A 25,036-nucleotide genomic window follows, 5' to 3' on the forward strand; every position below is an offset into this window, starting at 1 on the left:
TGTTCCAAATTGACTTATGGCTGTCACTTTCTCATCCATGGATTGTTCGGATCAAAGGCTTGTTGCGGAACTGCTTGAAAGTGAACCCGCTTTGCTGTCTTCGCTGGATTTTGGACCGCGTGTTGCACAAGGCATGGGTGACGGACCGTCTTTGCTTATCGGGGATCAGTCCGAAATCGCGCTTCTTGCGTCAGCGCAGGGATCACGGCTCGACTATCGCATGGCTTTGCTAGCGAAACCCGGTGACTGCGTTTTGGTCCGCCAACAGGTGCCCGACTTTGAAGCTTATCTTGCAAATATTTTGGGGCAGGAAGATGTTATATATCTGCATGGACGCTCTGATGATGTCCGCCCGGTAATCCAGCAGGCAAGCACCACCCCCAAGTTGCTCGAAACACTCGCAGACACTGCACAAAGATCGGGCGGAATGACATTGAAACCTTATTTGACGACTGGTCACAGTTGGCGCTTAGCCCAAACCCTAAGCGAGGCAACCAAATGCTGCATCCATGTCTGCGGCCCCTCACCGAGACTGGCGAAACGGGTCAATGACAAGCTTTGGTTCGGACAGGTTGCCCGCCGTATTCTGGGCAATCATGCAACGCCCCCCACGCGCGCAGCATATGGCCCGGCAGCAGCAGCAGGGTTGGTAAAGCGTATCAGTAAAGCGGGTAATGAGGTTGTTGTTAAGGTGCCTGATAGCGCGGGCTCAGCAGGAAATCTGCGCCTCGAAAGTGCAACGGTTCGGGAGAAAAGCCTCAATGAACTGAGGCAGTTCCTGCTGCATCGTCTTCATGCGTTCGGATGGCAGGACAAATACCCGATACTTGTAGGGATTTGGGATGAAAATGTTACGTGCAGCCCTTCTGCCCAGATCTGGGTGCCGCATGTTAAGGATGGGCCGCCTGTCGTCGAGGGTATCTTCGAACAACGTGTCCGAGACAGCATGGCTGCTTTTGTAGGAGCGGCGCGATCGACCTTGCCTCAAGCCTTACAAAGCAGGATGAGCGCTGAGGCCTCACGTATTGCTAGCATCTTTCAACGACTGGGGTATTTCGGAAGGTGTAGCCTTGACGCAGTGATCGTCCGCGCCGCTGACTGGGCCGACGAAATCCACTGGATCGAATGTAACGGGCGTTGGGGCGGAGTCTCTATCCCGATGACAGTCGCAGGTGCTCTTTACGCACGTCAGCCCGCTCCGGCCATCTCCATTGTTCAGGAACTACGCTCCGGTAGTCAGATGCAAACAAAGGAACTTTTGCGTCGTCTTGGTGATATATTGTTTCGCGTCGGCCATGACAAAGAAGGTATAGTCGTGATGTCTCCGCCTGAAGACTACAATGGTGCGCGCATAAATCTGCTTTCTTTGTCTCAGACCCAAGTTGGCTCTGATGAAATCCTGAATGAAGCAATGCGGAGAGTTCAGGAATAGAAGTTGCGTTCCTAGGCTCGTTTGAGATTTTTTCGAACGCCAAAAAAGTCTGCAACTTGGTCATACTTTATCCAGAATGCAGCGCATCACCATCGAATGGCCGCTTGCACGGCAGCGTTGCGGCCTAGCGATCGGATTGCTAAATGCATTTAGCCTGCTGCATGAGCAAAGGTTGAGATTTCTATCCAGCCGCTTTGGGCTCGTCGCCGCCATTAGATCGGTCGCAGCATGTTTTCTAGATCAGTCGCACTACCCCGGCAGGCACGGCCCACAGCCGACCTCCAAGAGCTACTCAAGATGCTGCGGTGCAGCCCGTCATTGCTGCCATTCGTGCAGAGCGCAGCATTTTGACGGCTTTATCGTCGGTGTGCGGACTTTTCTGCCATTCGAAATCGATGGCCGCAGGTACTCTATCTGCGCATTACTGCCGTCGGACCGTCTAATCCGTTTCGCTGGTGTAGCACTGGCAAGGAAGATTGTCCGACCCTAGACCGGGCGTGCGATCAGACGTCAATTCAGGAATCGTCGCTAAAGCCGACGCTGTGCAGTCGCGGAACGCGCACATCATGCCGACCTTGCGCGGACGGGCAATTGAAGCGCACGATGCGGGGATTCGGACGCCAGACAGTGCCCAAAGTCACTTCGTAGGTCGTGCCGCTGCGCAGGCCGTTGAGTGTGAATTTGCGTGTATTGCCACGTCCGGAGAGGTTCGCACGCCGGAAATCGCCCTGACCCGCCGCACGAAACCAGACCGTGTCCAGCCTGTGAACCGTGACGCCAGCGGCGGGATTGAAAGGGTTATTCGGAACCCTTGCCACAAAGTTCAAGCTCGAGCTAACCGTGCCGACAGCCTTGCAACTCGTAGGTTCTGGCCCGGGGACCGTAGAGAGGTTCGTTGCTATCACACCGCCAACCCTGCAGCGCGACCAATGGGTTCCCGGGGGTGTCAGCCAAGCGAAGCAGGTGCCGTCCCTGTAACTTGCAGTCGCCTCGACACGCCCGAGCTGATTTTCGACGCGAAGGGTGAAATTTCCGCTGTTCGTGCGGATACTGAAAGCAGGTGGCATTTTCGCGGGCCAGCCAAAACTGCCATCGCTCAGTTGTGTGCGCGATTCCATTTCCCGCCCGCCTTCAAGCAAGATCACGCGGATGACGTTGCGCGTGTCCCAAGAAAAGGTCAGCCAAGTGTGGCCATCGCGGAACGTCTTTTCCACCTTGAAGGACACGATTGTGGGCGGCCCCGATTGAGAAAGTGCAGGCCCCACGTGAGACATGGTACAAGCAACCGATATGAAAATGACGCTGAAAATACGGCTGATAACGTGGAGCATAGCTTGTCCTTCCGAACGTTATGATATGTCCGCGAACCGCAGGCTGCACGGGACATCTAATGTAAGAACAACCTGACCCAACATGACATCCATACCAAAAAATCCGATAAAAATCAAATGCCGCTGCCTGAGTATCAGGCCACCCGTTGGCTGAGTGGCCTGGACTGCTGGCCAAGTCGAAAACCGGTGCATGACTGATCTGCGAACCTTTGCCGCGATGGTTGCACGGATTGGTCGCCGACATTCGTGAGATGCGCAGCATTCGTAAGTCTGGGCTCACTGCCGACCTCGGATTCAGCGCAGCATCTTATGATATGATGCCTTGTCAACGTCGGGTTGTCGATGTGGGAGGGCATGGTGGATCGGAGGAACTGTCATGCAAACACCAAACTTACCTGCCATTCGCGCACTGCGTCCCGCCTGGAACAAAGGCCGAATCGTCGGCCAGAAGAGGCCGCTCAAGCCCAAACACGTCTGGGCGATCAGGGTGCGGCTGGAGCTGGCCGAGAACCATCGTGATCTAGCCCTTTTCAATCTTGCGATCGACAGCAAGCTGCGCGGCTGCGATCTGGTGAAGATGAAGGTGGTCGATGTCATGGCGTCAGGTCAAATCAAGGAACGCGCGTCAGTTCTGCAGAGCAAGACCCAGAAACCTGTGCGCTTCGAAATCTCTAAAGGCACACGTGCATCGCTCGCAAGGTGGATCCGGGAGCCTCTGATGATTGGATCCGAATACCTCTGGCCTGGGTGGTTTCACGAACGGCTTCACATCTCGACCCGCCAGTATGCGCGTATTGTCCGTGACTGGGTGACATCCATCGGTCTGGAGGCCAGCGCCTATGGCACGCACTCGATGCGGCGAACGAAGGTGACCCAAATCTACAAGAAGACGGGCAACCTTCGGGCAGTCCAGCTGTTGTTGGGCCACACCAAGATGGACAGCACTGTAAGATACCTTGGCGTAGAACTTGAAGATGCGCTGGCTATCGCCGAAGCAATCGAAATCTAAAGGCGTGGGCCGTTTTCACGGACGGCCCAAAGCCGAACTCCAGCAACCCTTTGAGATGCTGCGGTTCGGCTCATCAGACCTGACATTCGCTGCTACTGCAAAATCTGAGATGGGCGAACTCACAATCTGCGGACATGGAGTCATTTGCTTTACGAACTACCAAGACCGCTTCGAATGGAATGCTGACACCATAGACTAGGTGCCGTTCCTCAAATCACTGGATATCGTCCATGTTTGCAAAGAACTCTTCCCGGTGATTGCTGCGCGGAAATGGTTCTGATGGTGCTGGTACATCGAGAAAATCGCATATTGGCTCCCAGCCGTCTCTGGGGTCAAAGACCAAAAGGCGCTCTGGAGCCAAGCTGGTTCTCACCCGCTCCTCGTGCTCCCGAAATCGCCCCATTAGCGCTTCCGCCGACCAATCACTGCCGATGCTGCGAGTGACTGCACGTTTGGCCATACGAGACACAGGGCGGGCAGGCTCAGGCGCTTGTTCAGGATCGTCGATAACTTTGAGAATTGTTTCCGAGATGCTTGCGTACCAACTCTCAGGTGTACGGGTCGTCAGAATGACTTTGGCTTCCGGAAAAAACTCCGCCAATTCCTGCCAGTATCCTGCCACCGGCCAGTCAACGGCAGAACTGTTGCCGTCGAATATCGAATGCCAGTCCGGATTTCCATCGAGTGCAGCATTCCAAAGTGGAACCAATCGTTCCTGATCGTTGGCAACCTCCCACATATGATGGCAGACGCCAAAGCCAAGCTTTTCAAGACCCAGTTTGAGAGAGTTCGTTGCCGTCCGTCCCCAACCCGCGCCGATCACTTCAATCGTCATCTTCACATACCCTTTAGCACTAGCTCATAAAGCGAAGTCTAACGTGAGCAGTTTGTTTTGCAAAATGTAATCCTAACCAACCGCGCTCGCGCATGACCTCCCCTGTCAGCGACGCCCCATGGAGCTGAAAGACATTCTTTGCCAAATCCACACCGATCATTGTATCAATCATCTTGCCGTGCTCTCTCTATATCGTGGCAGTGTACGACCACATCTATGGCACATTGCGATGCCGTCTGGGGAGGGCGGCAACCATCCCATCTCTCAGCCGCCATCGGATGCGGCGCAGCATCTGCTCATCTTGGCCTCGGCGCGACGACACGAGCGGCCCACTGCGGACCTTCGTGCATCCTGCGGCGGACGGCGGTTCAGAGCCCTCTTTACCAAATGCCGTCCCGCAGCATTTCGCATGAACAGAAAATCCAACCTGTTGCGACCGGCCCTTACCTGCCTCTCGCCGGACATGTTTTATGCTGCAATGCGGCCCGTCGAACCTGCCGTTCGCTGCATCTGCGAAACACGCACATAACTGAACTCACAGTGTGCGGGACGAAGCGGAATTTGACGACGCCCGGGTGAATGACCGCTCAGCCAGAAAGGGGGTTATGCTCTTTTGTCGGGTTGCTTTCAAAGGCGCGATATCCGCACTTGATCTCCAGCCCTATGCAAAATTGAATTTTATAGTTTTGGCGTCGAAGTGATCCATTCTATAAATGGAGCATGACATTTGATCAGATCAAAACTTTCTTGTGGGTGGCGCGACTGGGCGGCTTTCGTAAGGCGGCAGACCGGCTAAATCTGTCCCAACCGGCAGTCTCCACCCGCATCTCGAATTTGGAACATGAACTGCGCGCCCCGTTGTTTGAGCGAGGTTCGGGCGAACTTGTGCTAACAAAACAAGGGACGTTGCTGTTGTCTTATGCCGAGCAGATGTTGTTCGTCGAAGAAGAAATCAAACAGCGCGTCGCCAATCCGTCAGAGGCAGAAGGCCTGTTTCGTGTCGGTGCCGCCGAGACGATTGCACAAGCATGGTTGCCAGATTTCCTAAAGGCGTTCAGCGAGCAATACCCACGCGTAAATGTTGATTTAACGGTCGACATTTCATTGAATTTGCGCGAGGAGCTTTTGGAGAGAAAGCTAGACCTTGCCTTGCTTATGGGGCCCGTTTCCGAGTTTTCCGTTGAGAACGTGACCTTGCCGTCTTTCGACCTGCATTGGTACCGCTCAACCACAAACCCTCAGACCGATCTGGGGGAAATTCCGATCATTTCTTATTCAAGCAAGACCAGACCTCACCGCGAATTGATGTCTGAACTGTCACGTCGGATTGGGCCGAAAGTGCGGGTCTATGCGTCTGCGTCCCTATCGGCAAGCTTGAAGATGATTGCGGCGGGAATCGCTGTCGGACCATACCCAAGGGCGCTAGCCAATAATTTTCTTGAGGCGGGGCAAATTGTTGAGTTTGATCCGGGGTTTCGTCCGCAGCCGCTGTCGTTCACGGCGTCCTATCTATCAGAGCCGCGCAGCTTTCTTACTGAAAACAGTGCGCAAATTGCGCGCGTAGTGGCGGAAAAATGGGACGGCACACACTTTCAGTGAATTCAAAAAATCTATCATAAGCGATATAAATTGATAATTTGATTGGCAGGCACCTCCGTGTGATGGTCTCCCCAACTTTGGGGGAGTTTGCATGACATCTAGATCCGTCTCACATTCCGACTTGGTTGGTCGTTCGGCGGCTGACGTCAGAGCCGCCATTCGCTGCGGGTCCTATGCCGGTCACACAGCGGGGCTGGCAGCCGGAAAGCTGCAATGCAACCTTGCGATCTTGCCGGAAGAATTTGCCTTGGACTTCTTGCGGTTTTGCCAACGCAATCCCAAGCCATGCCCCATCGTGGGGGTGGGGGATAGCGGCGATCCGAGTTTGCCGACACTGGGGCATAACATTGATATCCGCTGCGATGTTTCGAAGTACCGTGTGTTTCGCGATGGGGCGCTGAGCGATGAGGTCACGAATATTTCCGATGTCTGGCGCGATGACTTTGTCACTGTTGCCTTGGGGTGTTCGTTTACTTTTGAAAACGCACTGCTGCGCAGCGGCATTTCAGTGCGTCACATCGAAAAGGGTCTGAATGTTCCGATGTTCAGGACCAACATTGAGCTTGTCCCAGCGGGACGGTTTAGCGGCAAGATGGTTGTCACCATGCGCCCGATCCCAGAAGCGCAGGTCGATCAAGCCCGCGAAATCAGCCGTCGCTATCCCCAAGCACATGGCGCACCGATTGCCTTTGGCGATCCTGCCCAAATCGGCATCCCCGATCTTGCACAGCCTGATTGGGGAGACGCCGTCGACATCAATGCGGGCGAGGTGCCTGTCTATTGGGCTTGTGGTGTGACACCGCAAAACGTGCTCTTGAATGCAGGTCTGCCGATCTGCATCACCCATTCGCCCGGTCACATGCTGATCGCGGATGTGGCCGAAGACGCTGAGACAACAATCCTAACAAGACCCTGAAGCAATCCAACAAGGAGATAAATCCTATGAAACAGACGCTTGCCATTCTGGCCGCAACGACCGCCCTTGCCGCCCCAGCCTTTGCCGAAGACCTATCCGTTGTCGGCAGCTGGTCCAGCCTGCCGCTGCACAACCAATACGAAGCGCCGTTCTGGGGCACAACTCTGCCCGCCGCGGGTGATTTCAACATCGAACTGACCACGCACAACCAGATGAGCCTTGGACTGGGCGATATCTATCCGTTGCTGGGGCAAGGCGTCTATGACGTGGCGATGACAGTTGCCGACTATGCCGTGTCCGACGCGCCAGAGCTGGAAGGCCTCGATGTGCCGCTGATCGCGCTGACGGCAGATGAAGCCCGCGCCATGGTCGATGCCGCGCGCCCCATGGTCTCCGACATCTACCGCGACCGTTTCAACAGCCACGTTCTGGCCATCGCACCTTATCCGCCGCAGGTTGTTTTTTGTAACGCGGAGATTTCCAGCCTTGCCGATCTGGAAGGGCTCAAGGTCCGCGCCTCTGGCCGGATGACCGCCAAGCTGCTGGAAGCATTGGGAGCCGAGGGGGTGAATGTGTCCTTCTCTGAAGTGCCCGGTGCATTGCAAAAAGGCGTCGTTGATTGTGCCGTTACCGGTGCTGGCTCGGGCTATTCCGCGGGATGGTGGGAAGTGTCCACGCACCTTCTGCCGATCCCGCTCGGTGGCTGGGATTCGGTTGTGACGGCGATCAACCTCGACAAATGGAACGATATGTCCGCTGAAAACCAGGCGCTGCTCACCGATCAGATCAAGACCGGCTTTGAGGACCTCGCATGGGCCAGCGCGCAGGACGCCTTAGTCAATGACATTGCATGCCTCACAGGCAACGGTGACTGCCCATCGGGTGACGCGCGGTCGATGACACTGGTCTCCGTAAGCGATGCGGATTTCGCCCGTGCGCGGGACATCCTGACATCCGAAGTTCTGCCCGAATGGGCCGAGCGTGCCGGTGGTGAATGGGCCGCGCGCTGGAACGACAGCGTTGGCAAGGTTGTCGGCGTCGAGATCAAGTAAATCCAAGGGCCAAGGGACGTACGACACATGGAACTCAAGGTGATAGACATCCTGCGCAGGCTGAACAAAGGGGTTGCCCTCTGTGTTGGCGCAGGACTGCTGATTTGCGCCGCCTTCGTGCTGACGGATATCATCATGCGTCGGTTCGGCACGTCCCTTGGCGGCACTGAAGAGATCGCGGGTTACGCTATGGCGCTCGCGACCTCATGGGGCATGGCCTATACCCTTCTGGAGATGGGCCATGTCCGTATCGACATCCTGCGCAGCCGCGCCAACACTTTCAAACGCGCACTCTTCGACGTCTTCGCGATGATCGTCATGAGCGGCGTTATCGTCACAATCGCGATCAAGGCGTGGCCGGTTCTGGAACGCTCGATCAAGAACGGCTCGACCGCCAACACTCCGCTTGAGACCCCCTTGGTCTGGGTCCACACGCCTTGGTTTGCCGGCTGGGTCTGGTTCGCGCTGATGTCCTGCATTGTCACGCTTTGTGCCCTCAGCCTGCTCTTCAAGCGGCGGTATGGAGAGACCGAAAGCTTCATCGGTGCCTTTGCCGAACAGGAGACGCTGCAATGATCGGCTATGTTTCACTGGGCCTCTTGGGTCTGCTCGCCCTGTCGATCCCCGTGGGTATCGTCTTGTTTCTGCTGGGCTTTGGCATTGACGCTTTCTTCTCCAGCTTCCCGCTCACCAAGGGTCTCGGGAACATGGTGTGGTCCGCGTCCAATTCCGCGACGCTGATTGCGATCCCGTTTTTTGTGCTGCTGGGTGAGATTCTTGTGCGCAGCGGTGTCGCCGCACGCACCTATGCAGCGCTTGACCGCTGGGTTAGCTGGTTACCCGGAGGCTTGGTGCACGCAAATATTGCGACGGCAACTATGTTTTCCGCCACCTCCGGCTCCTCTGTCGCCACCGCGGCCACTGTCGCAACTGTCGCCATGCCGCAAGCCGAGAAGCTGGGCTACGATCCCAAGCTGTTCTCAGGCGCAATTGCGGCGGGCGGAACGCTGGGCATCATGATCCCGCCCTCGATTAACCTGATCGTTTACGGCTTTCTCACCCAATCCTCGATCCCACAGCTTTTCTTGGCGGGTCTCATTCCGGGTCTGGCCCTTGCGCTGATGTTCATGCTGGTCACGATGATCATTTGCATGGTCCGGCCCGATCTGGGTGGCGTGCGTCGGACGTTTCCGTTTGCGAAAATGCTACGCGCGTTGGTGGATTTGGTGCCCATCCTGCTGCTGTTTGGCATGATCGTCGGCTCCATCTATGCGGGTTGGGCCACGCCGACCGAAGCCGCTGCCGTAGGGGTCGCGGGGGCCTTTCTCATCGCGCTCGCCTTTGGCGGGGTGTCTTGGTCCATGCTGACGCAAAGCCTGACAGGGACAGTCAAGATCACCTCGATGATCATGCTGATCGTCATTGGCGCCTCGTTCCTGAACTTCACTCTCGCCTCGGCCGGATTGGGCCGCGAATTGACCGCATTCATGGACGGGCTCGGCCTGTCGCCACTGGGCTTCATTCTTGTGGTCGTGGTGCTCTACATCGTTCTGGGCTTTTTCATCGAAACCCTGTCGCTGATGGTGGTCACGATCCCGATCATCGTTCCGATGGTTTTGGTGCAAGGCTATGACGTGGTTTGGTTTGGCATTCTGATGATCGTGCTGATTGAAATGGCGTTGATCACACCGCCTGTAGGGTTGAACCTGTATGTGGTGCAGGGCGCGCGCAAATCCGGCACCCTGAACGAGGTCATGTTGGGAGCGCTGCCCTATTGCCTGACCATGCTGGCAATGGCCTTTCTATTGATCGCTTTTCCGAATATCGCGCTCTTCTTGCCAAACGCTCTGCAATAAGGATTGAGACCGATGTGGATCATTCCTAATTCCGGCCTTGGTGAAGGCTTAGGCCCTTTGATCATGGGCGCTGATGCCGAAATGCGTTCACGTAAAATCCGGGCGCGGTTGCACGGCATTGGCGTTCAGGCCACCAGTTTCGCACACCTTTTGGGCCCCTCATGAACGCCCGTTTCAAATCTATCGCAGATCACGCTTTGCTGGTGACCCTTGCAGATGACATCAGCGATGACGCCCACGATCTCGTCATTGCGTTAGACAAGGCGATTGCTGCGAACATGCCCGTTGGCGTGACTGAAACCGTGCCCGCATTGGTCAACCTCTTGGTGTCTTTCGATCCCGTCGTGACAGACCATGCTGCCGTGGAAGCACATGTCCGCGAATGTCTTGAGGCCGTAGAAATACAAGCAACCGAAGGCACCGTACGGCGGGTAAAAGTATGCTACGAAGCGCCCTTTGCGCCGGATTTGGAACCGGTGGCATCGGCGACTGGCCTGTCAACGGAAGCTGTCATCAATGCCCATCTTGCGGCAAAGTTCGACGTTTTGATGTACGGTTTTGCACCAGGCTATGCGTATCTGTCCGGCGCACCGGAACAGATCCAAGTACCTCGAAAACAGACGCCGATCCGCGATGTTCCAGCAGGCAGCGTCATCATCGCAGGCGCGCAATGCCTGATAACCACCCTCACGATGCCAACGGGCTGGTCGATTATCGGGCGCTCGCCGACGCGGATCTTGACTGGTGATCCGAAGCATCCGTTTTTGTTCGATGTCGGGGATCGCGTAACGTTTCAGCGCATCGATCTGGCGACGTTCGAGCGCCTCAACAGCGAGACGTCTCATGAGTGAGGCCGTGTTGTCAGTTTCGTTCGCCGGACCGTTGGTCACTGTTCAGGATGCGGGGCGCCCCGGCCATATGCGCTATGGTGTGCCTGCGTCTGGCCCGATGGATCGTCTGGCATTCGACGCCGCGAACGCCGCTCTTGGGAATCCGCAAGGCATATCCGCCATCGAAATATCCCTTGGCGGCTTGATGTTGCATTGCAAAGAGGGGGCCGTCACACTTGCCATAACGGGCGGTGAATTCGTGGTTGAGCATGGCGGGCAAAAAACCAGCTCTTGGACGATCCTGACCCTGCAAAAGGGCGAACGGCTTGCGATCCGGGCAGGAACAGCGGGAAGCTGGGCCTATCTCGCCTTTGCGGGTCGGTTGGGTTCCGAAGACTGGCTTGGCAGCCAGGCGACCCATTCGACCTCCGGTTTCGGTGGTGGGGCGGTACGAACGGGGCAATCCCTAGAGATTTCCGAAGCCGCAATTCGCGGCGATCGGTTGGGCGCGATCCCTCAACCGGAGTTTCCCTCAAATGGCCCCATTCGCGTAGTCACCGGCCCCCAAGATCACCATTTTGAGGAGAACGCCGTCGCGTGTCTTTTGGCTGACGTCTTCACGGTCACAGACGCCTATGACCGCATGGGCATGCGGTTAAAGGGTCCCTTGCTCGGATTGGACGGCGCCTTGTCGATCCCCTCTGAGCCCGTTGTTCGCGGATCGGTGCAAGTGTCTGGCGATGGTGTTGCAACAGTGCTGTTGGCCGATCATCAAACGACCGGTGGATACCCCAAGATTGCAACAGTTATCTCATGCGATACGGACAGGTTGGCGCAGTGGCGCGCCGGTCAGCCCGTGCGCTTTACATCCATTTCAAGTGCGCAAGCTATTGAGGATGTGAGGCATTTCACGGTGCAGAAAACGCGCTATCTTGAGCAAATATCGGTGCCGCGGGGATCATTGGAACAGCGGCTTATTCGGGAAAACCTGATACATGGCTGCGCATTCGACTAAGCGCGATGCGGCTATGCCTACAGCAAGCCCGGATTTCATCCGGTGCGTGAGGTATCAGCGTTAGGAAATGACCGGAAGCGTCAAGACACCGTAAGACAGCGCAAGTGTCTTGCCCGTGACCGGGTCAGACGCCTCCATACGGTACGCACCGGCCGGGCGTACACCGCCGATGGCCGCAAACGTTCCGCAGAGCATCGCGGTCCCGTCCGCAAAACTGGCCCCTTCGCAAAGCTCTGCCAATGGGCGTATACTGCTCAAAGTGCCTTCTTGATAGAGAATTTCGCGCTGGTTCTCCTCGATCCAACATCTCAAAGTGATATCCTCCAAGTGTCCTTTGATCTCGTCGAAATCCCAAACTTCCTGAGCGATGGGTTTGGCACAAGCTTGTTTGGAGGCCGCAACGGAATGCGCTTCGAGATCTCGGTCCGTGTGATCTGACGCCAAGCCAAAGAATATCTTGCCGCTTGATTGGATCAGCAAAGGTTCGACCTCTCCAGACGAGCTGTCCCCCAACACTTCGATGGTTGGGCCTTGGGTCAGCAGTGTATTTGCGACACGATAGTAAAGTGGCACTTGGCTCGGCGGTGCGATACCCAAGGCTGTCAACTCGTCGATATGGTGTTGAACTGCTATCATATTTCGACCTGTCCACCCGGCAACAACAACTGAATTAATGGTCAGAATGATGCGCTTTTTTTCGAAGTTGAAAGCAACGTCCATGGTGTGTGGTCCTCTTGGGTAAATCAAAGCGATCAACAGAACCGCTGCAGCATCTATACGAGCGCAGATGCCAGCTTCACAAGCACCGCCATTGGGTACCCCTGCCGGGCAGTGGCTGACGCTGGCTTACGGGTGCGGGATGCGTGCTGGCGAGGTCGTGCGGCTGAAGGTTGGTGATATCGATGGGGAGCAAAAATCATCCGTATCGTGCAATCCAAAGGCCGCAAGGATCGCAATGTGATGCTCCCTGACGATATTCTGGGCCTGTTGCGCGACTGGTGGAAAGACCGTCCCACCAGCCAAGACGCGGGCGTGGCGGGCCCGGGCCGAGTGATCTTTCCAGGATACAACGGCAAGCACCTGTCACCGCGCCAGATCTCGCGACTGTTCAAGCAGGCGGCCAAAGCGGCAGGCATCACGAAGCCGGTCACGCTGCACACGTTACGGCACAGTTTTGCGACCCACCTGCTTGAGAGCGGTGTCGATATCCGGGTGATCCAGGCCCTGCTCGGACACACCAAACTGACCACGACAGCGCGGTATGCCAGTGTCGCAACTGGCATGATCTCCGCCGTGGAGAGCCCGCTGGTCAACCTGAACCAGGCAGCCAAACACAAGAGACGCAAGACCGGGTCTTCGTAGCCCGCCTTGTCGCGCCGACAACTGGAGGTCGCGGATATCCATTGCCCGGCAGGCGATTGCGGAGCAATCTGCCGAGAGGGGTCCGCACCTATGGTGCTGCGTATCGCATGGCCAATGCAGGCCATATCAGCCTTGATCGGCTAAAGGTGATGAGCGCCATCGAGCGTTCTCTAGAGAAGTTCCAGCGAACACGTGACGTTCTGCGTTTAATGGCACAGGTGATTCATGAGCTTTGGATGGGCAACGATCCATCGGTCATGATCATGCCGGGGAGCTTAACAATCAGTACGGCCCGTGTGGAACCATTGTGGTCTTTCAGGACGTGAACGGCCCTTACCTGCCGCTCGCTGGGCAAGTTGTATGGTACGATGCGGCCCGTCGAACCTGCCGTTCGCTGCATCTGCAAAATCAGGAGCGAGGCGAATTCACACGGTGCGGACATAGTTGCCATTCAAGTGCGATCAATATTCTCCAACCTGTGTTAATCTTCAGTTCAATCTGGTGTTCGTCCAAGATGGCTATGGTTAAAGTTAGGAGATATCTATGAAGCGTTTGTTCCCTTCACTTCCAGTGGACGCAACTCTGGGCAGTGTTTACCGTGCATTTCCAGCCAAACTCAGCCCACTGTCAGAATATCAAAACCAACTGATGAGAGGCAAAAGTGAACTTGCCATAGCAGAGCGAGAACTTATCGCAGCATATGTTTCGGGACTAAATGCCTGTGCCTTTTGCCATGGGGCTCATAAAATACATGCCAGAGCTTTTGGCATCGATATCAGCACCATGGAGGCGATGATGGATGACCTAAGTTCGGCACCCATCGACCCAAAGCTAAAACCAATCATGGCATATGTCACAAAGCTGACGCACACCCCAACAAGAATAATTGAAGCTGATGCCGAAGCCGTCTATCAAGCTGGTTGGTCGGAAGCAGCACTCTTTGACGCAGTTCAGGTTTGCGGTCTTTTCAATATGATGAACCGAATTCTGGAGGGCACTGGTATCAACGAATATCATCTTGATCCGGACACCGCCGACCCGAAGATGCTCGAAGAGCTTAGAAGCGAAACTTGCTATTCCGACTTCGGGAAGGCGAATGGCTTGACGGACTAATATTTGGTTCCGCTCTGGGCTCACTCTGCACTTTCGCCGCGCAATCCACGAACGACCGGTCTAGGATGAACCGCCTTTCGCCGCACTGTGCACGAACTGGTAAGACGCGGGACTTTCCAGACCTTCCTTCAATCAAAGTCAACCACCGCTTTCGGCCACTTACGGAGGTTGGCCATCGCTCACCATCGCTGCTGTGCTGCACAACAAACTGGATGTCTTGCCCGCCCTTCCTGGCTGTGGAAATACTAAATAACGCCGTCAGCGTACATTACCTGAGTGCCCACTTCGTTACAGAAACGCACACAACTTGGGGGCAATCCCTTGTCCGTCACAAAAACATCGACTTCGCTGATCGACGCTATTCGTGCCGGGGCCTTGCGTTCAAATTTGGAGCTGTCCGAGACCAAAAAAACTGATGAACTTTGCTCGATGATTGCCTTGCTCACTCCGACTTCGCGGATATCATAGTCAAGAATGTCGCCATCCTGATGCAGGGCAGAACATCCAATGACCCCGTAATCAAAACGAAACTGCTTGATGGTGGCCTTGGTCAGATCACCGATCAATCCACCGTCCGAACGACGTAACTGCCCTCCTGTGACCACGACCTCGATCTCGGAACTGACCGAAAGGATGTTCGCGATGTTCATGTTGTTCGTGACCACGAGCAGCCCCTGATGATGTAGCAATTCAGCAGCAACGGCTTCGGTTGTGGTGCCAATATTCAGGAACAGCGAGCAATTGTTAGGGATTTGCCGTGCGCAAATGCGAGCGATGTCGACCTTTGTTGACTGGTTCAGTTCCCGTCTTTCGCTATAGCCGATGTTCATGGTGCCAGAAGGTAAGATGGCACCGCCGTGTACCCGCTCTAGCTGGCCGGAGTCTGCCAGATCCGTTAGGTCTCGGCGGATTGTCTGGGGTGTGACGCCAAAGTAAGCGACAAGCCCATCCACAGTGACTTTGCCTTCACGTCTGGCGATATTTATGATCTCGGGCTTCCGCAGGGTCTTCACCATACCGTCAACCATCTCCTGCTTTCGTTTGGCCGCCTTTTACAGCGCGAAGCTGATCAAAGTCACGCTGTTCGAGTTTCGGTTACATCGCATTGGACCTTCAGTTCCGTCCGGCCAAAGCAACTTGGCGAATGGCGGAAGTATTTAACACAATAGTTTCATATAGGTAGCAGAAAACGATCAGAAGTGAACATTTTTTCTTCCTTTGGCGCGCGCTTTGCGTCACTCTTTCCCTACACGGGTGGAGGACCTGTGTTGGGGGGATTTCGTGAAGCCGGATTTCGATCTGCTGGTTATTGGTGGCGGCATCAACGGATGTGGCATCGCGCGTGACGCAAGCGGTCGAGGTTTGTCCGTTTGTCTTGCCGAGATGAACGACATTGCGTCTGCCACCTCCGCGTCATCGACCAAATTATTTCACGGTGGCCTGCGCTATCTTGAGTACTTCGAGTTTCGCCTTGTGCGCGAAGCGTTGATCGAGCGCGAAGTCTTGCTGAAAGCGTTGCCGCATATCGCTTGGCCGATGCGCTTTGTGCTGCCCTACCACAAAAGCATGCGCTTTGACCTGACCACCCCAACTTCCAAACTGCTCAGTATGGTCATGCCTTGGATGAAGGGACGCAGGCCCGCGTGGTTGATCCGTCTTGGCCTGTTCCTGTATGATAATCTTGGTGGCCGCGAGGTTTTGCCCGCAACATCCCGTCTGGATTTGCGCAATGCCCCGGAGGGTGTACCGCTCGCCCCTCGTTTTGAGACCGCCTATGAGTATTCCGATTGTTGGGTCGAGGACTCGCGCCTTGTCGTGCTGAACGCGCGGGATGCTGAAAAACGAGGGGCATCGATCCGAACACGTCAGAAGGTGATCAGCGCTGATGTCGTTGAAAGTGTCTGGGACGTGACGCTGCAAAGCACGGCCTCTGGCGAAACATCAAAGGTCACAGCCGCCATGGTTGTGAACGCAGCAGGACCGTGGGTGGGTAGTGTGCTGCGCGGATCATTGAAAAGCAATCAGCAAGGCAACGTCCGTTTGGTGCGCGGCAGCCACATCGTGACAAAACGCCTGTTTGAGCACGATAAATGCTATTTCTTCCAGGGCACTGACGGACGGATCATTTTTGCCATCCCCTATGAGACGGACTATACACTGATCGGGACCACGGACGCTGACCACGCTGACCCGTCACAAAAGCCCGTCTGCACGCCGCAGGAGCGGGATTACCTGATCAACTTTATCAATGCATACCTCGTCAAACCGATTGCCACGGATGACATTGTCTGGACGTATTCCGGCGTGCGACCGTTGTATGATGACGGCGCCAGCAGCGCATCGGCGGCCACGCGCGACTATGTGCTAAAACTGGATCAAAGCCGCGGCGCGCCAGCCTTGAATGTGTTTGGCGGCAAGATCACAACATACCGGCGTCTCGCTGAAAGCGCGATTGAGAAAATCTCCGAAGCACTGCCGAATGTCAAAGCGCCCTGGACGGCGGGTGTCCCATTGCCGGGCGGCGACTTTCCAGTGGATGGTGTGGCCGCGCTGATTGCTGCAACCAAAACCGCATATCCTTTCTTGACAGATGGATGGGCACAGCGTCTGGTGCGGGCGTATGGCAGCGAAGTAAACGACGTGCTTGGCGCCGCAGTTTCAAGTAGAGATTTGGGCGTGGAGTTTGGTGCAAGTTTGACGCAGCGCGAAGTCGAATGGCTGATGCAGAATGAATATGCACAAGCCGCAGATGACGTTGTTTGGCGCCGGTCCAAACTGGGGCTGCGCATGAGTCCGGAACAGATTGCGCACCTTGATGAATGGATGGCAGACAACCTGAGCGGGACACGTTCCGCGGCTGCTGAGTAAGGAAAAGACGATGACACTCGAATTGCGCAATGTCTCAAAGGTCGTTGACGGGCTGGCGCACATCCATGCCACCGATCTTACGCTTACCAAGGGTACTATGAACGTTCTGCTCGGGCCAACCTTGTCTGGGAAAACATCGTTGATGCGATTGATGGCGGGTTTGGATGCGCCAACAACTGGGCAGGTATTCTGGCAAGGCAATGATGTGACCGGCATGCGCGTTCAGGACCGCAAAGTCGCGATGGTGTATCAACAGTTCATCAACTATCCATCCATGTCCGTGTACGACAACATCGCATCCCCTCTGCGCCTGATGGGTAAATCTGCGCAGGAAATTGATGTGGCTGTCAAAAAATCCGCCGACCTGATGCAGCTGTCCGCGATGCTTGACCGGAAACCGCTGGAATTGTCTGGGGGTCAGCAGCAGCGCTGTGCGCTGGCGCGGGCCTTGGTCAAGGATGCCGGATTGGTGTTGCTGGATGAGCCGCTGGCCAACCTCGATTACAAGCTGCGCGAAGAACTGCGTGTCGAGATACCCAAAATCTTCGAAGAGGCCGGATCGATCTTTGTTTATGCCACCACAGAACCCGAAGAGGCACTGCTATTGGGCGGCAACACGGCAGCTCTTTGGGAAGGCCAGGTGCGCCAATTCGGATTGACACCTGATGTGTATCGCCAGCCGAAAGACGCAACAACAGCCCGGGTGTTTAGCGACCCGCCGATGAATTTTCTTAAGATCAGCAAAGCTGGCAGCAAGATCGCGTTTGGTGACGGCCAGTCCGCTGCCGCCACAGGGCCACTCGCCAACTTGGCGGATGGCCGATACCTCGCAGGTTTCCGCCCCAACCACGTTGAATTGCAACAACCGGCCGCGGGTGCACTGGAATTTGCCACAAAGCTTCTTGTCACGGAACTGACAGGATCCGAAACATTCATTCACCTCAACCATGCTGGGGACAAATGGGTTGGCGTTGTACACGGCATCCATGACCTTGAACTTGGCGCGACGCTCAGTGTCCATATCGATCCGCGCCATGTTTATGTGTTCAGCGAAGACGGCGATCTGGTGGCACCCGCCGCCTATGCGCTGGCGGCTTGAGGGAGCACCACAATGGCTAAAATCACTTTGGATAACCTGGCGCACGCCTACTACCCGAACCCCAAGAGCGAAGACGACTTTGCATTGAAGGAGCTGAACCATGTGTGGTCCGACGGCGAAGCCTATGCACTGCTGGGATCTTCTGGCTGTGGGAAATCCACACTGCTCAACATCATTTCGGGACTTCTGCATCCCAGCCAGGGACGTATCCTGTTTGACGACAAGGACGTGACGCAGTCCTCAACGGCTGACCGCAACATCGCACAGGTTTTCCAGTTTCCGGTGGTCTACGACACAATGACGGTGCGGGCCAATCTGGCATTTCCTTTGAAAAACCGGGGCGCTGATCCTCAATACATTGCCCAACGCGTGCAACAGATCGGCGCCATGATCGGCATGGAAGCCGAACTTGATAAACGCGCCCGGGGTCTGACGGCAGATGCAAAGCAAAAGATCAGCCTTGGCCGTGGCATGGTGCGCGAAGACGTCAATGCTTTGCTTTTTGATGAACCACTGACCGTGATTGATCCGCACATGAAGTGGGAACTGCGCACGCAGCTGAAATCACTGCACCACGAATTTGGCCACACGATGATCTACGTGACCCACGACCAAACCGAGGCGCTGACTTTTGCGGACAAAGTTGTGGTTATGTTCGACGGACGCGTTGTACAGATCGGCACCCCGGAAGAACTGTTCGACAAACCGCAACATACCTTTGTCGGGTACTTTATCGGCTCGCCGGGGATGAACGTCATTCCTGCAACTATTTCTGGCAACAACGCCGTCGTTCACGGGATCGATGTCCCGCTCGCCAATGGATACGGCGCACTTGAAGGCAAAACCGAAATCGGCGTGCGGCCTGAATTCGTGACACTGACCCAAGGCGATGGGTTGCCGGTAAAGGTGCGCCGGGTCGAGGATGTGGGACGACACAAAATTGTCCGCGCAGAGCTATTCGGCAACGATATCAACATTCTGGCAAATGAAGACCAGTCAATTTCGCCGGATATGACCCACATCACTTTCGACACAAGCCGCGTGAACGTTTACGTCAACGATTGGCTCAAATCCGGAGAGGTCGCCTGATGGAAAAAACAATCAATCAAAAGGCGTGGTTCCTGGTTCTTCCGGTTCTGGTACTTGTCGCATTCTCGGCAGTGATCCCGCTGATGACGGTGGTGAACTATTCTGTTCAAGACACGTTTGGACAAAACCAGTTTTTCTGGGCTGGACTCGAATGGTTCGACGAAATGCTTCACTCGGAGCGTATGTGGGACGCTTTGGGGCGTCAGCTCATGTTTTCGGCAATCATCCTGACGATTCAGATACCTTTGGGTGTTTTCGTGGCGCTCAACATGCCCAAAAGCGGGTTTTGGTCCAGCTTTTGTCTGGTTGTCATGTCGCTGCCTTTGCTGATCCCGTGGAATGTGGTGGGTACGATTTGGCAGATTTTCGGACGGGTCGACATTGGTCTGTTGGGCTATTCGCTGGATGCCTTGGGTATTTCCTACAACTACACCCAAAACACATTTGCCGCTTGGGTTACGATCATAATCATGGACGTTTGGCACTGGACGTCGCTTGTCGCCCTGTTGGCCTTTGCTGGTCTCAAGTCGATCCCTGATGCGTACTATCAAGCTGCCAAGATCGATCAGGCCAGCCGTTGGGCCATCTTCCGCTACATCGAATTGCCAAAGATGATGGGTGTGTTGATGATCGCCATCCTGCTGCGTTTCATGGACAGCTTCATGATCTATACCGAGCCGTTTGTGGTCACCGGTGGTGGGCCGGGCAACGCCACGACATTGTTGTCCATCGATCTGGTCAAGATGGCCTTGGGTCAGTTTGACCTCGGACCGGCTGCTGCGTTCTCGATCATGTATTATCTGGTGATCTTGCTGATTTCATGGGTGTTTTACACGGTCATGATCAACCTTGATAAGAGGGAGGGGTAAGCCATGAGCGATGCAACTGCACACCCTGTAAGCCAGACGACCTCGCAACCGAAAAAGCGGCTCAAGATCAAAGTCTCTGTCGTTGTCATGACGCTCTACTTGCTGTTCTTGATGCTGCCGATTTACTGGCTGCTGAACATGAGCCTCAAGACGAACACCGAGGTTTTGAATGAATTCACTCTGTGGCCGCGCAACCTGACATTTGCGAATTACGCGACCATTCTGACCGACCCGGCGTGGTATTCCGGCTACATCAACTCGATCATCTATGTTGTGATGAACACAGTGATCAGCCTGACCGTTGCCTTGCCCGCTGCCTATGCGTTCAGCCGCTACCGCTTTATGGGCGACAGCCACCTGTTCTTTTGGCTGCTGACCAACCGCATGGCCCCGCCTGCGGTGTTCGCGTTGCCGTTCTTTCAACTGTATTCCTCCGTTGGCCTGTTTGACACGCACATCGCGGTTGCCTTGGCGCATTGTCTGTTCAACGTGCCGCTCGCGGTCTGGATCTTGGAAGGCTTCATGCGTGGTGTGCCCAAAGAGATTGACGAGACGGCCTATATCGACGGCTATAGTTTCGGGCGGTTCTTTGTAAAAATATTCATGCCGCTGATTGCATCCGGCATAGGGGTCGCGGCGTTCTTTTGCTTTATGTTCTCATGGGTGGAACTGCTGCTCAGCCGGACCCTGACAACTGTCGATGCCAAGCCAATCTCGGCAATTATGACAAGGACCCAAGGGGCCGCCGGGATTGATTGGGGCGTGTTAGCCGCTGCCGGCGTGCTGACGATCGTACCGGGTGCTTTGGTCATCTACTTCGTACGCAACTACATCGCCAAGGGCTTTGCCCTGGGTCGCGTCTAAACACGCGATAGAAAAGAGAGGATATTGATATGGACTGGATGGCATGGACTTGGCCCACGGCAATATTTTTTATTATCATCGCCAGCACGTTGACCGTGTTCACAGTGCTTGCAATCAAGTTTCCTGAAACCCCCCGCAAGGGGATTTTACGGATTGAGACGACGCGTGGCGATCGTCTCTTCATCACACTTCTCGGCTCTGCCTTTATCAATCTGGCATGGCTGGGAGTTGTCGGCGCGAACCAACCGCTCGCGCTGATTGTCTGCCTTGTTTACGCTTTCGCGGTGTTCCGCTGGGTCTGAAACAAGGATCGAACGCGGTAAGGGGCAACACCTCGCCGCGCAAAATTGCTGAACCGTCATTTCCGAATAGGGAGGAACCAATGACATTCTCACTTAAATCAAGCACGGCACTTGCGCTGTCGCTTGGCATTCTGAGCACACCTGTGTTCGCTGACATGGATGCCGCAAGGGCATTCCTGGATAGCGAAATCGGTGATCTTTCAGTTTTGCCACGCGCAGAGCAAGAAGCAGAGATGCAGTTCTTTGTGGATGCGGCACAACCGTACCAAGGCATGGAAATTAAAGTTGTCTCCGAAACGATAGCAACGCACGAATACGAAAGCCAGGTGCTTGCGCCTGCCTTCACCGCGATCACCGGTATCCAGGTGACACATGACCTGATCGGCGAAGGCGATGTTGTTGAAAAGCTGCAAACACAAATGCAGTCGGGCGAGAACATTTACGACGCCTATATCAACGACTCCGATCTGATCGGGACACACTGGCGCTACCAGCAAGTGCGTAACCTGACAGACTGGATGGCAGGCGAAGGTGCAGCCGTAACGCTGCCCACGTTGGACGTTGATGATTTCATCGGTACATCCTTCACAACCGGCCCGGATGGCAAACTGTACCAACTGCCAACACAGCAGTTCGCGAACCTCTATTGGTTCCGCTATGACTGGTTCAACGACGAAAAGAACAAGACCGACTTCAACGACGCGTACGGTTACGATCTGGGCGTTCCGGTCAACTGGACCGCATACGAGGACATCGCCGAGTTCTTTACAGGCCGTGACCTGAGCCATCTCGACGTCGAAGGCGAAGTCTTTGGTAATATGGACTACGGCAAAAAAGACCCGTCCTTGGGTTGGCGCTATACGGACGCGTGGATGTCCATGGCTGGCATGGGCGATGTGGGCGAGCCAAACGGTCTGCCCGTCGATGAATGGGGCATTCGTGTCAACGAAAACTCCCAACCAACTGGTTCCTGTGTGGCCCGCGGTGGTGCGACGAACTCGCCTGCGGCTGTCTATGCTGTGACCAAGGCCATCGAATGGCTTGAAAAGTACTCGCCACCTGCGGCGGCTGGTATGACGTTCGGAGAAGCGGGTCCAATCCCCGCACAGGGTAACGTTGCCCAGCAGATGTTCTGGTACACGGCCTTTACAGCAGCGACGGTTCTGCCTGACCTGCCTGTGATGAACGCTGACGGCACGCCCAAGTGGCGCATGGCACCATCGCCACATGGCGTTTACTGGAAAGAGGGTCAGAAAATCGGCTATCAGGACGCAGGATCCTGGACGTTGATGAAATCCACACCTGTGGACCGTGCCCAGGCTGCTTGGCTCTATGCGCAATTCGTTGTGTCCAAGACAGTCGACCTCAAGAAGTCTGATGTGGGTCTGACCTTCATCCGCGAGTCCACCATTGACTCCGAGCACTTCACCGAGCGTGCACCTCGTTTGGGGGGTTTGGTAGAATTCTACCGCTCCCCTGCACGCGTGGCATGGTCACCAACTGGCACAAACGTGCCTGACTACCCCAAGCTGGCGCAACTGTGGTGGCAGAACATCGGCGACGCTATGTCCGGTGCAAAGACACCCCAAGAAGCGCTCGACCAACTGTGTGCTGATCAGGAACGTGTGCTTGAGCGTCTTGAGCGTGCAGGCGTTCAAGGTGATCTTGGCCCCGTCTTGAACGAAGAGATGAGTGCCGACCACTGGTTCGCTCAACCTGGCGCACCTTACGCCAAGTTGGAGAACGAGGACGAAGAGCCGATGACCGTCCCCTATGACGAGTTGATCAAATCCTGGCAGTAAGCCGGACGTCAAAGGCATGGGGCGCTTCGGCGCCCCATGTCACTCCACCTCATTTTGCATTGGTTGGGCCAAGGCCAACTCTTGGCGCCATCTCGGGTGTCTGTTTCTCCCAAACCCATCCGTCAGTCCAGAGGCAGGACCGTGAAAACTGTACCAACCTTCGCTGTGGGCGCGCTGCATGACGGCCCTGCGACGATCGAGACAACTATGCGTTGGCCGTGCTCATCAGAATGTAAGCCAACCTCATGCTCAAATAGAATCTGTTTGCCCGGAAAATGGCGCTTGAGAAGCGGTTTCTGTCGAAGTTGCATCAGGTAACACGTTCAAAGAATTGCGCGAACTGGCAGGACGCGATCATCTCCAAACGGAAGTATCAAAGGATATCAGACGTGCCTCACTTTTCTTTCTCGTGCCCGACACGAGTGCATTTTGGCGCTGGGACATGCGGGAAACTTGCAAGCCTGCTGCCTGCGGACGCAAAGCGCGTGATCCTTGTGCGCGGACGCAGCGGGCACGCCTCTGCGCCGGTTCTGATGCTCCTGGAAACAGCGGGGCTTGATGTCACGCAACTGAGCTGCGACGGCGAACCAACTGTGGCATCCATCGACGCGGCACTGGACATTTTGGCGACCATAAAGGCCGACGCAGTGATCGCGTGCGGTGGTGGCGCTGCGATAGACACAGGCAAAGTCGTATGCTTTGGGGTGTCAAACAATCTGCACGGCTATGACGACTTTGCCAAACTGACGCCGGGGCAAATGGATACCCCATGCCTCATTCCTTGCGTTGCGCTGCCCACAACCGCAGGCACCGGCGCCGAAGTGACGGCCAACGCGGTCATTGGCGTGCCCGAAAAAGGCGCCAAGATCAGCCTGCGCGGCCGCGGGCTTTGCCCGACCGTGGCCATCGTCGACCCTGATCTGATGCGCGGCGCGCCGGATGCCGTTGTGCTGCACGCAGGTCTGGATGCGGTCACGCAGGTCTTCGAAAGTTTCACTTCAAACGCGGCCACGCCGTTTTCTGACGCCTTAACGCAGTCAGTCAAAGACAAAGGGCTGCCAGCCCTCAAACGGGCATTGGACGATGCTGATATGTCTGCTTTGGATGATCTGGCGTGGATCAGCCATGTCAGTGGACTTGCGCTGGCCAATTCCGGCCTTGGGGCGGCCCATGGCTTGGCCTCGGTCATCGGTGGCCGATTTGATGCACCCCATGGTGCACTATGCGGGCGGTTGCTGCTTCCCGTGGTGCATCAAAATCTGAGTCGCGCGCCACAAGGGACAGAAGTGCACGCGCGGCTCACATCATGTGTTGCTCACATAGCTACAGTCTTTCCCGAAACTGAAAAAACCGACCTGCTTTCTGGCTTTAGAGCATGGCTCGATACCCAAGGCCTACCCCGGCTCGCAGATTGGTCAGTCTCTCAAGACGATCTGACCTCTCTCGCTACACAAGGCATGACCGCCTCATCAAGTCAGAAAAATGCAGTCCCTCTGAGCGAAGCCGACTATCTGCACATTCTTTCGGCTGCTTTATGAAGGTGGGCGAATGACATGTCCGGCAGCGTGGCTGGGGTCGGAAATCGAGCAGTTCTCATCTGTTTCAAATCGGCGACCTTAGTTCGTTTTTTGTGCCGCACCTATCACGAGGCAGCGTCTGCTATGCGCCGGTACCACCAATTCGTAGAGTCCGCAGCGTCCAACACATTGGGCTCTGGCACTAAATCGCTTCGCGATAGGGGCGCTTGTGGCGTGGGTTGCGCGTAGTCAGGATTTGTTTCGCGGATTGTGGGG

The 25,036-nt window shown here is 55.6% G+C and carries 23 protein-coding genes; 19 read left to right on the plus strand and 4 right to left on the minus strand.

Annotation, left to right across the window (positions count from 1 at the left end; translation table 11 throughout):
• Positions 1–16 precede the first annotated feature (16 nt).
• The gene (locus tag LC354_RS03835; RefSeq protein ID WP_223421521.1) at positions 17–1,432 is read left to right on the plus strand and encodes a preATP grasp domain-containing protein; all 1,416 of its coding nucleotides are present in this window, start codon (positions 17–19) and stop codon (positions 1,430–1,432) included.
• A gap of 515 nt (positions 1,433–1,947) precedes the next feature.
• Here LC354_RS03835 and LC354_RS03840 read toward each other — a convergent pair.
• The gene (locus LC354_RS03840) at positions 1,948–2,763 is read right to left on the minus strand and encodes a hypothetical protein (RefSeq protein WP_223421522.1); all 816 of its coding nucleotides are present in this window, start codon (positions 2,761–2,763) and stop codon (positions 1,948–1,950) included.
• A 376-nt stretch (positions 2,764–3,139) separates the two neighbouring features.
• On the opposite strand from LC354_RS03840, the gene LC354_RS03845 reads away from it, so the two are divergent.
• A complete protein-coding gene (locus tag LC354_RS03845; RefSeq protein WP_223421523.1) occupies positions 3,140–3,772 on the plus strand; it encodes a tyrosine-type recombinase/integrase in 633 nt (210 codons plus the stop codon).
• A 214-nt stretch (positions 3,773–3,986) separates the two neighbouring features.
• Here LC354_RS03845 and LC354_RS03850 read toward each other — a convergent pair whose 3' ends face one another.
• Complete coding sequence (locus LC354_RS03850; RefSeq protein WP_223421524.1) at positions 3,987–4,607, minus strand: sulfotransferase family protein; 621 nt, start codon at positions 4,605–4,607, stop codon at positions 3,987–3,989.
• Between the two features lie 720 nt (positions 4,608–5,327).
• On the opposite strand from LC354_RS03850, the gene LC354_RS03855 reads away from it, so the two are divergent.
• The 7 genes from LC354_RS03855 (at position 5,328) to LC354_RS03885 (ending at position 11,875) form a co-directional block, all read left to right on the plus strand.
• Positions 5,328–6,206 (plus strand): LysR family transcriptional regulator, encoded by an 879-nt coding sequence (locus LC354_RS03855; protein WP_223421525.1) that lies wholly within the window; start codon positions 5,328–5,330, stop codon positions 6,204–6,206.
• A gap of 91 nt (positions 6,207–6,297) precedes the next feature.
• Positions 6,298–7,122, plus strand: coding sequence for a putative hydro-lyase (locus tag LC354_RS03860; RefSeq protein WP_223421526.1), 825 nt, complete (start codon positions 6,298–6,300; stop codon positions 7,120–7,122).
• 26 nt (positions 7,123–7,148) lie between these two features.
• Positions 7,149–8,174: a TRAP transporter substrate-binding protein gene (locus LC354_RS03865; protein ID WP_223421527.1), complete on the plus strand. Its 1,026-nt coding sequence runs from the start codon at positions 7,149–7,151 to the stop codon at positions 8,172–8,174.
• Between the two features lie 27 nt (positions 8,175–8,201).
• On the plus strand, positions 8,202–8,750 hold the full coding sequence (locus LC354_RS03870) for a TRAP transporter small permease subunit (RefSeq protein ID WP_223421528.1): 549 nt from the start codon (positions 8,202–8,204) through the stop codon (positions 8,748–8,750).
• Positions 8,747–10,030 carry a TRAP transporter large permease gene (locus tag LC354_RS03875; RefSeq protein WP_223421529.1) on the plus strand — a complete coding sequence of 428 codons (1,284 nt, stop codon included), beginning with the start codon at positions 8,747–8,749 and terminating at the stop codon, positions 10,028–10,030. The genes LC354_RS03870 and LC354_RS03875 overlap by 4 nt, the downstream gene beginning before the upstream one ends.
• A 161-nt stretch (positions 10,031–10,191) precedes the next feature.
• A complete protein-coding gene (locus LC354_RS03880; RefSeq protein ID WP_223421530.1) occupies positions 10,192–10,881 on the plus strand; it encodes a 5-oxoprolinase subunit B family protein in 690 nt (229 codons plus the stop codon).
• Complete coding sequence (locus LC354_RS03885) at positions 10,874–11,875, plus strand: 5-oxoprolinase subunit C family protein (RefSeq protein WP_223421531.1); 1,002 nt, start codon at positions 10,874–10,876, stop codon at positions 11,873–11,875. Before LC354_RS03880 ends, LC354_RS03885 begins: the two co-directional genes overlap by 8 nt.
• Before the next feature lie 60 nt (positions 11,876–11,935).
• Here the strand turns inward: LC354_RS03885 and LC354_RS03890 are convergent, their stop codons facing one another.
• Positions 11,936–12,595, minus strand: a complete 660-nt coding sequence (locus LC354_RS03890; RefSeq protein ID WP_223421532.1) for a DUF2848 domain-containing protein — start codon at positions 12,593–12,595, stop codon at positions 11,936–11,938.
• A 240-nt stretch (positions 12,596–12,835) separates the two neighbouring features.
• Here LC354_RS03890 and LC354_RS03895 point away from each other — a divergent pair, with 240 nt between their 5' ends.
• Together LC354_RS03895 and LC354_RS03900 are read left to right on the plus strand one after the other, a co-directional pair.
• Positions 12,836–13,237 carry a tyrosine-type recombinase/integrase gene (locus LC354_RS03895; RefSeq protein ID WP_223421543.1) on the plus strand — a complete coding sequence of 134 codons (402 nt, stop codon included), beginning with the start codon at positions 12,836–12,838 and terminating at the stop codon, positions 13,235–13,237.
• A 543-nt stretch (positions 13,238–13,780) separates the two neighbouring features.
• Positions 13,781–14,350, plus strand: coding sequence for a carboxymuconolactone decarboxylase family protein (locus LC354_RS03900; RefSeq protein ID WP_223421533.1), 570 nt, complete (start codon positions 13,781–13,783; stop codon positions 14,348–14,350).
• Between the two features lie 245 nt (positions 14,351–14,595).
• Here LC354_RS03900 and LC354_RS03905 read toward each other — a convergent pair whose 3' ends face one another.
• Positions 14,596–15,366 carry a DeoR/GlpR family DNA-binding transcription regulator gene (locus LC354_RS03905; RefSeq protein WP_223421544.1) on the minus strand — a complete coding sequence of 257 codons (771 nt, stop codon included), beginning with the start codon at positions 15,364–15,366 and terminating at the stop codon, positions 14,596–14,598.
• Positions 15,367–15,631: 265 nt separating this feature from the next.
• Between LC354_RS03905 and glpD the strand changes: the two genes are divergently transcribed.
• The 8 genes from glpD (at position 15,632) to LC354_RS03945 (ending at position 24,781) form a co-directional block, all read left to right on the plus strand.
• Positions 15,632–17,218, plus strand: coding sequence for a glycerol-3-phosphate dehydrogenase (gene glpD, locus LC354_RS03910; RefSeq protein ID WP_223421534.1), 1,587 nt, complete (start codon positions 15,632–15,634; stop codon positions 17,216–17,218).
• A gap of 10 nt (positions 17,219–17,228) precedes the next feature.
• Positions 17,229–18,317, plus strand: a complete 1,089-nt coding sequence (locus tag LC354_RS03915) for an ABC transporter ATP-binding protein (RefSeq protein WP_223421535.1) — start codon at positions 17,229–17,231, stop codon at positions 18,315–18,317.
• A 12-nt stretch (positions 18,318–18,329) separates the two neighbouring features.
• Positions 18,330–19,406 (plus strand): ABC transporter ATP-binding protein, encoded by a 1,077-nt coding sequence (locus tag LC354_RS03920; protein ID WP_223421536.1) that lies wholly within the window; start codon positions 18,330–18,332, stop codon positions 19,404–19,406.
• The gene (locus LC354_RS03925) at positions 19,406–20,275 is read left to right on the plus strand and encodes a carbohydrate ABC transporter permease (protein ID WP_223421537.1); all 870 of its coding nucleotides are present in this window, start codon (positions 19,406–19,408) and stop codon (positions 20,273–20,275) included. The genes LC354_RS03920 and LC354_RS03925 overlap by 1 nt, the downstream gene beginning before the upstream one ends.
• A 3-nt stretch (positions 20,276–20,278) precedes the next feature.
• The gene (locus LC354_RS03930) at positions 20,279–21,139 is read left to right on the plus strand and encodes a carbohydrate ABC transporter permease (RefSeq protein WP_223421538.1); all 861 of its coding nucleotides are present in this window, start codon (positions 20,279–20,281) and stop codon (positions 21,137–21,139) included.
• A 29-nt stretch (positions 21,140–21,168) separates the two neighbouring features.
• Positions 21,169–21,441, plus strand: coding sequence for a DUF2160 domain-containing protein (locus tag LC354_RS03935; RefSeq protein WP_223421539.1), 273 nt, complete (start codon positions 21,169–21,171; stop codon positions 21,439–21,441).
• An 80-nt stretch (positions 21,442–21,521) separates the two neighbouring features.
• Positions 21,522–23,243, plus strand: a complete 1,722-nt coding sequence (locus LC354_RS03940; RefSeq protein WP_223421540.1) for an ABC transporter substrate-binding protein — start codon at positions 21,522–21,524, stop codon at positions 23,241–23,243.
• A gap of 389 nt (positions 23,244–23,632) precedes the next feature.
• Positions 23,633–24,781: an iron-containing alcohol dehydrogenase gene (locus LC354_RS03945; protein ID WP_223421541.1), complete on the plus strand. Its 1,149-nt coding sequence runs from the start codon at positions 23,633–23,635 to the stop codon at positions 24,779–24,781.
• Positions 24,782–25,036 lie beyond the last annotated feature (255 nt).

The organism is Tateyamaria pelophila (assembly GCF_019966495.1).
GTDB classification, from domain to species: Bacteria; Pseudomonadota; Alphaproteobacteria; order Rhodobacterales; family Rhodobacteraceae; genus Tateyamaria; species Tateyamaria pelophila.

Bases quoted from the DNA above. Each gene is read 5' to 3' on its own strand.
- LC354_RS03930 (WP_223421538.1), top strand. From the start codon at position 20,279: ATGAGCGATGCAACTGCACACCCTGTAAGCCAGACGACCTCGCAACCG.
- LC354_RS03920 (WP_223421536.1), top strand. From the start codon at position 18,330: ATGGCTAAAATCACTTTGGATAACCTGGCGCACGCCTACTACCCGAAC.
- LC354_RS03935 (WP_223421539.1), top strand. From the start codon at position 21,169: ATGGACTGGATGGCATGGACTTGGCCCACGGCAATATTTTTTATTATC.
- LC354_RS03855 (WP_223421525.1), top strand. From the start codon at position 5,328: ATGACATTTGATCAGATCAAAACTTTCTTGTGGGTGGCGCGACTGGGC.
- LC354_RS03895 (WP_223421543.1), top strand. From the start codon at position 12,836: ATGCTCCCTGACGATATTCTGGGCCTGTTGCGCGACTGGTGGAAAGAC.
- LC354_RS03870 (WP_223421528.1), top strand. From the start codon at position 8,202: ATGGAACTCAAGGTGATAGACATCCTGCGCAGGCTGAACAAAGGGGTT.
- LC354_RS03845 (WP_223421523.1), top strand. From the start codon at position 3,140: ATGCAAACACCAAACTTACCTGCCATTCGCGCACTGCGTCCCGCCTGG.
- LC354_RS03860 (WP_223421526.1), top strand. From the start codon at position 6,298: ATGACATCTAGATCCGTCTCACATTCCGACTTGGTTGGTCGTTCGGCG.
- LC354_RS03880 (WP_223421530.1), top strand. From the start codon at position 10,192: ATGAACGCCCGTTTCAAATCTATCGCAGATCACGCTTTGCTGGTGACC.
- LC354_RS03865 (WP_223421527.1), top strand. From the start codon at position 7,149: ATGAAACAGACGCTTGCCATTCTGGCCGCAACGACCGCCCTTGCCGCC.
- LC354_RS03850 (WP_223421524.1), bottom strand. From the start codon at position 4,607: ATGACGATTGAAGTGATCGGCGCGGGTTGGGGACGGACGGCAACGAAC.
- LC354_RS03885 (WP_223421531.1), top strand. From the start codon at position 10,874: ATGAGTGAGGCCGTGTTGTCAGTTTCGTTCGCCGGACCGTTGGTCACT.
- LC354_RS03890 (WP_223421532.1), bottom strand. From the start codon at position 12,595: ATGGACGTTGCTTTCAACTTCGAAAAAAAGCGCATCATTCTGACCATT.
- LC354_RS03905 (WP_223421544.1), bottom strand. From the start codon at position 15,366: ATGGTGAAGACCCTGCGGAAGCCCGAGATCATAAATATCGCCAGACGT.
- LC354_RS03875 (WP_223421529.1), top strand. From the start codon at position 8,747: ATGATCGGCTATGTTTCACTGGGCCTCTTGGGTCTGCTCGCCCTGTCG.
- LC354_RS03835 (WP_223421521.1), top strand. From the start codon at position 17: ATGGCTGTCACTTTCTCATCCATGGATTGTTCGGATCAAAGGCTTGTT.
- LC354_RS03925 (WP_223421537.1), top strand. From the start codon at position 19,406: ATGGAAAAAACAATCAATCAAAAGGCGTGGTTCCTGGTTCTTCCGGTT.
- LC354_RS03915 (WP_223421535.1), top strand. From the start codon at position 17,229: ATGACACTCGAATTGCGCAATGTCTCAAAGGTCGTTGACGGGCTGGCG.
- LC354_RS03900 (WP_223421533.1), top strand. From the start codon at position 13,781: ATGAAGCGTTTGTTCCCTTCACTTCCAGTGGACGCAACTCTGGGCAGT.
- LC354_RS03840 (WP_223421522.1), bottom strand. From the start codon at position 2,763: ATGCTCCACGTTATCAGCCGTATTTTCAGCGTCATTTTCATATCGGTT.
- LC354_RS03940 (WP_223421540.1), top strand. From the start codon at position 21,522: ATGACATTCTCACTTAAATCAAGCACGGCACTTGCGCTGTCGCTTGGC.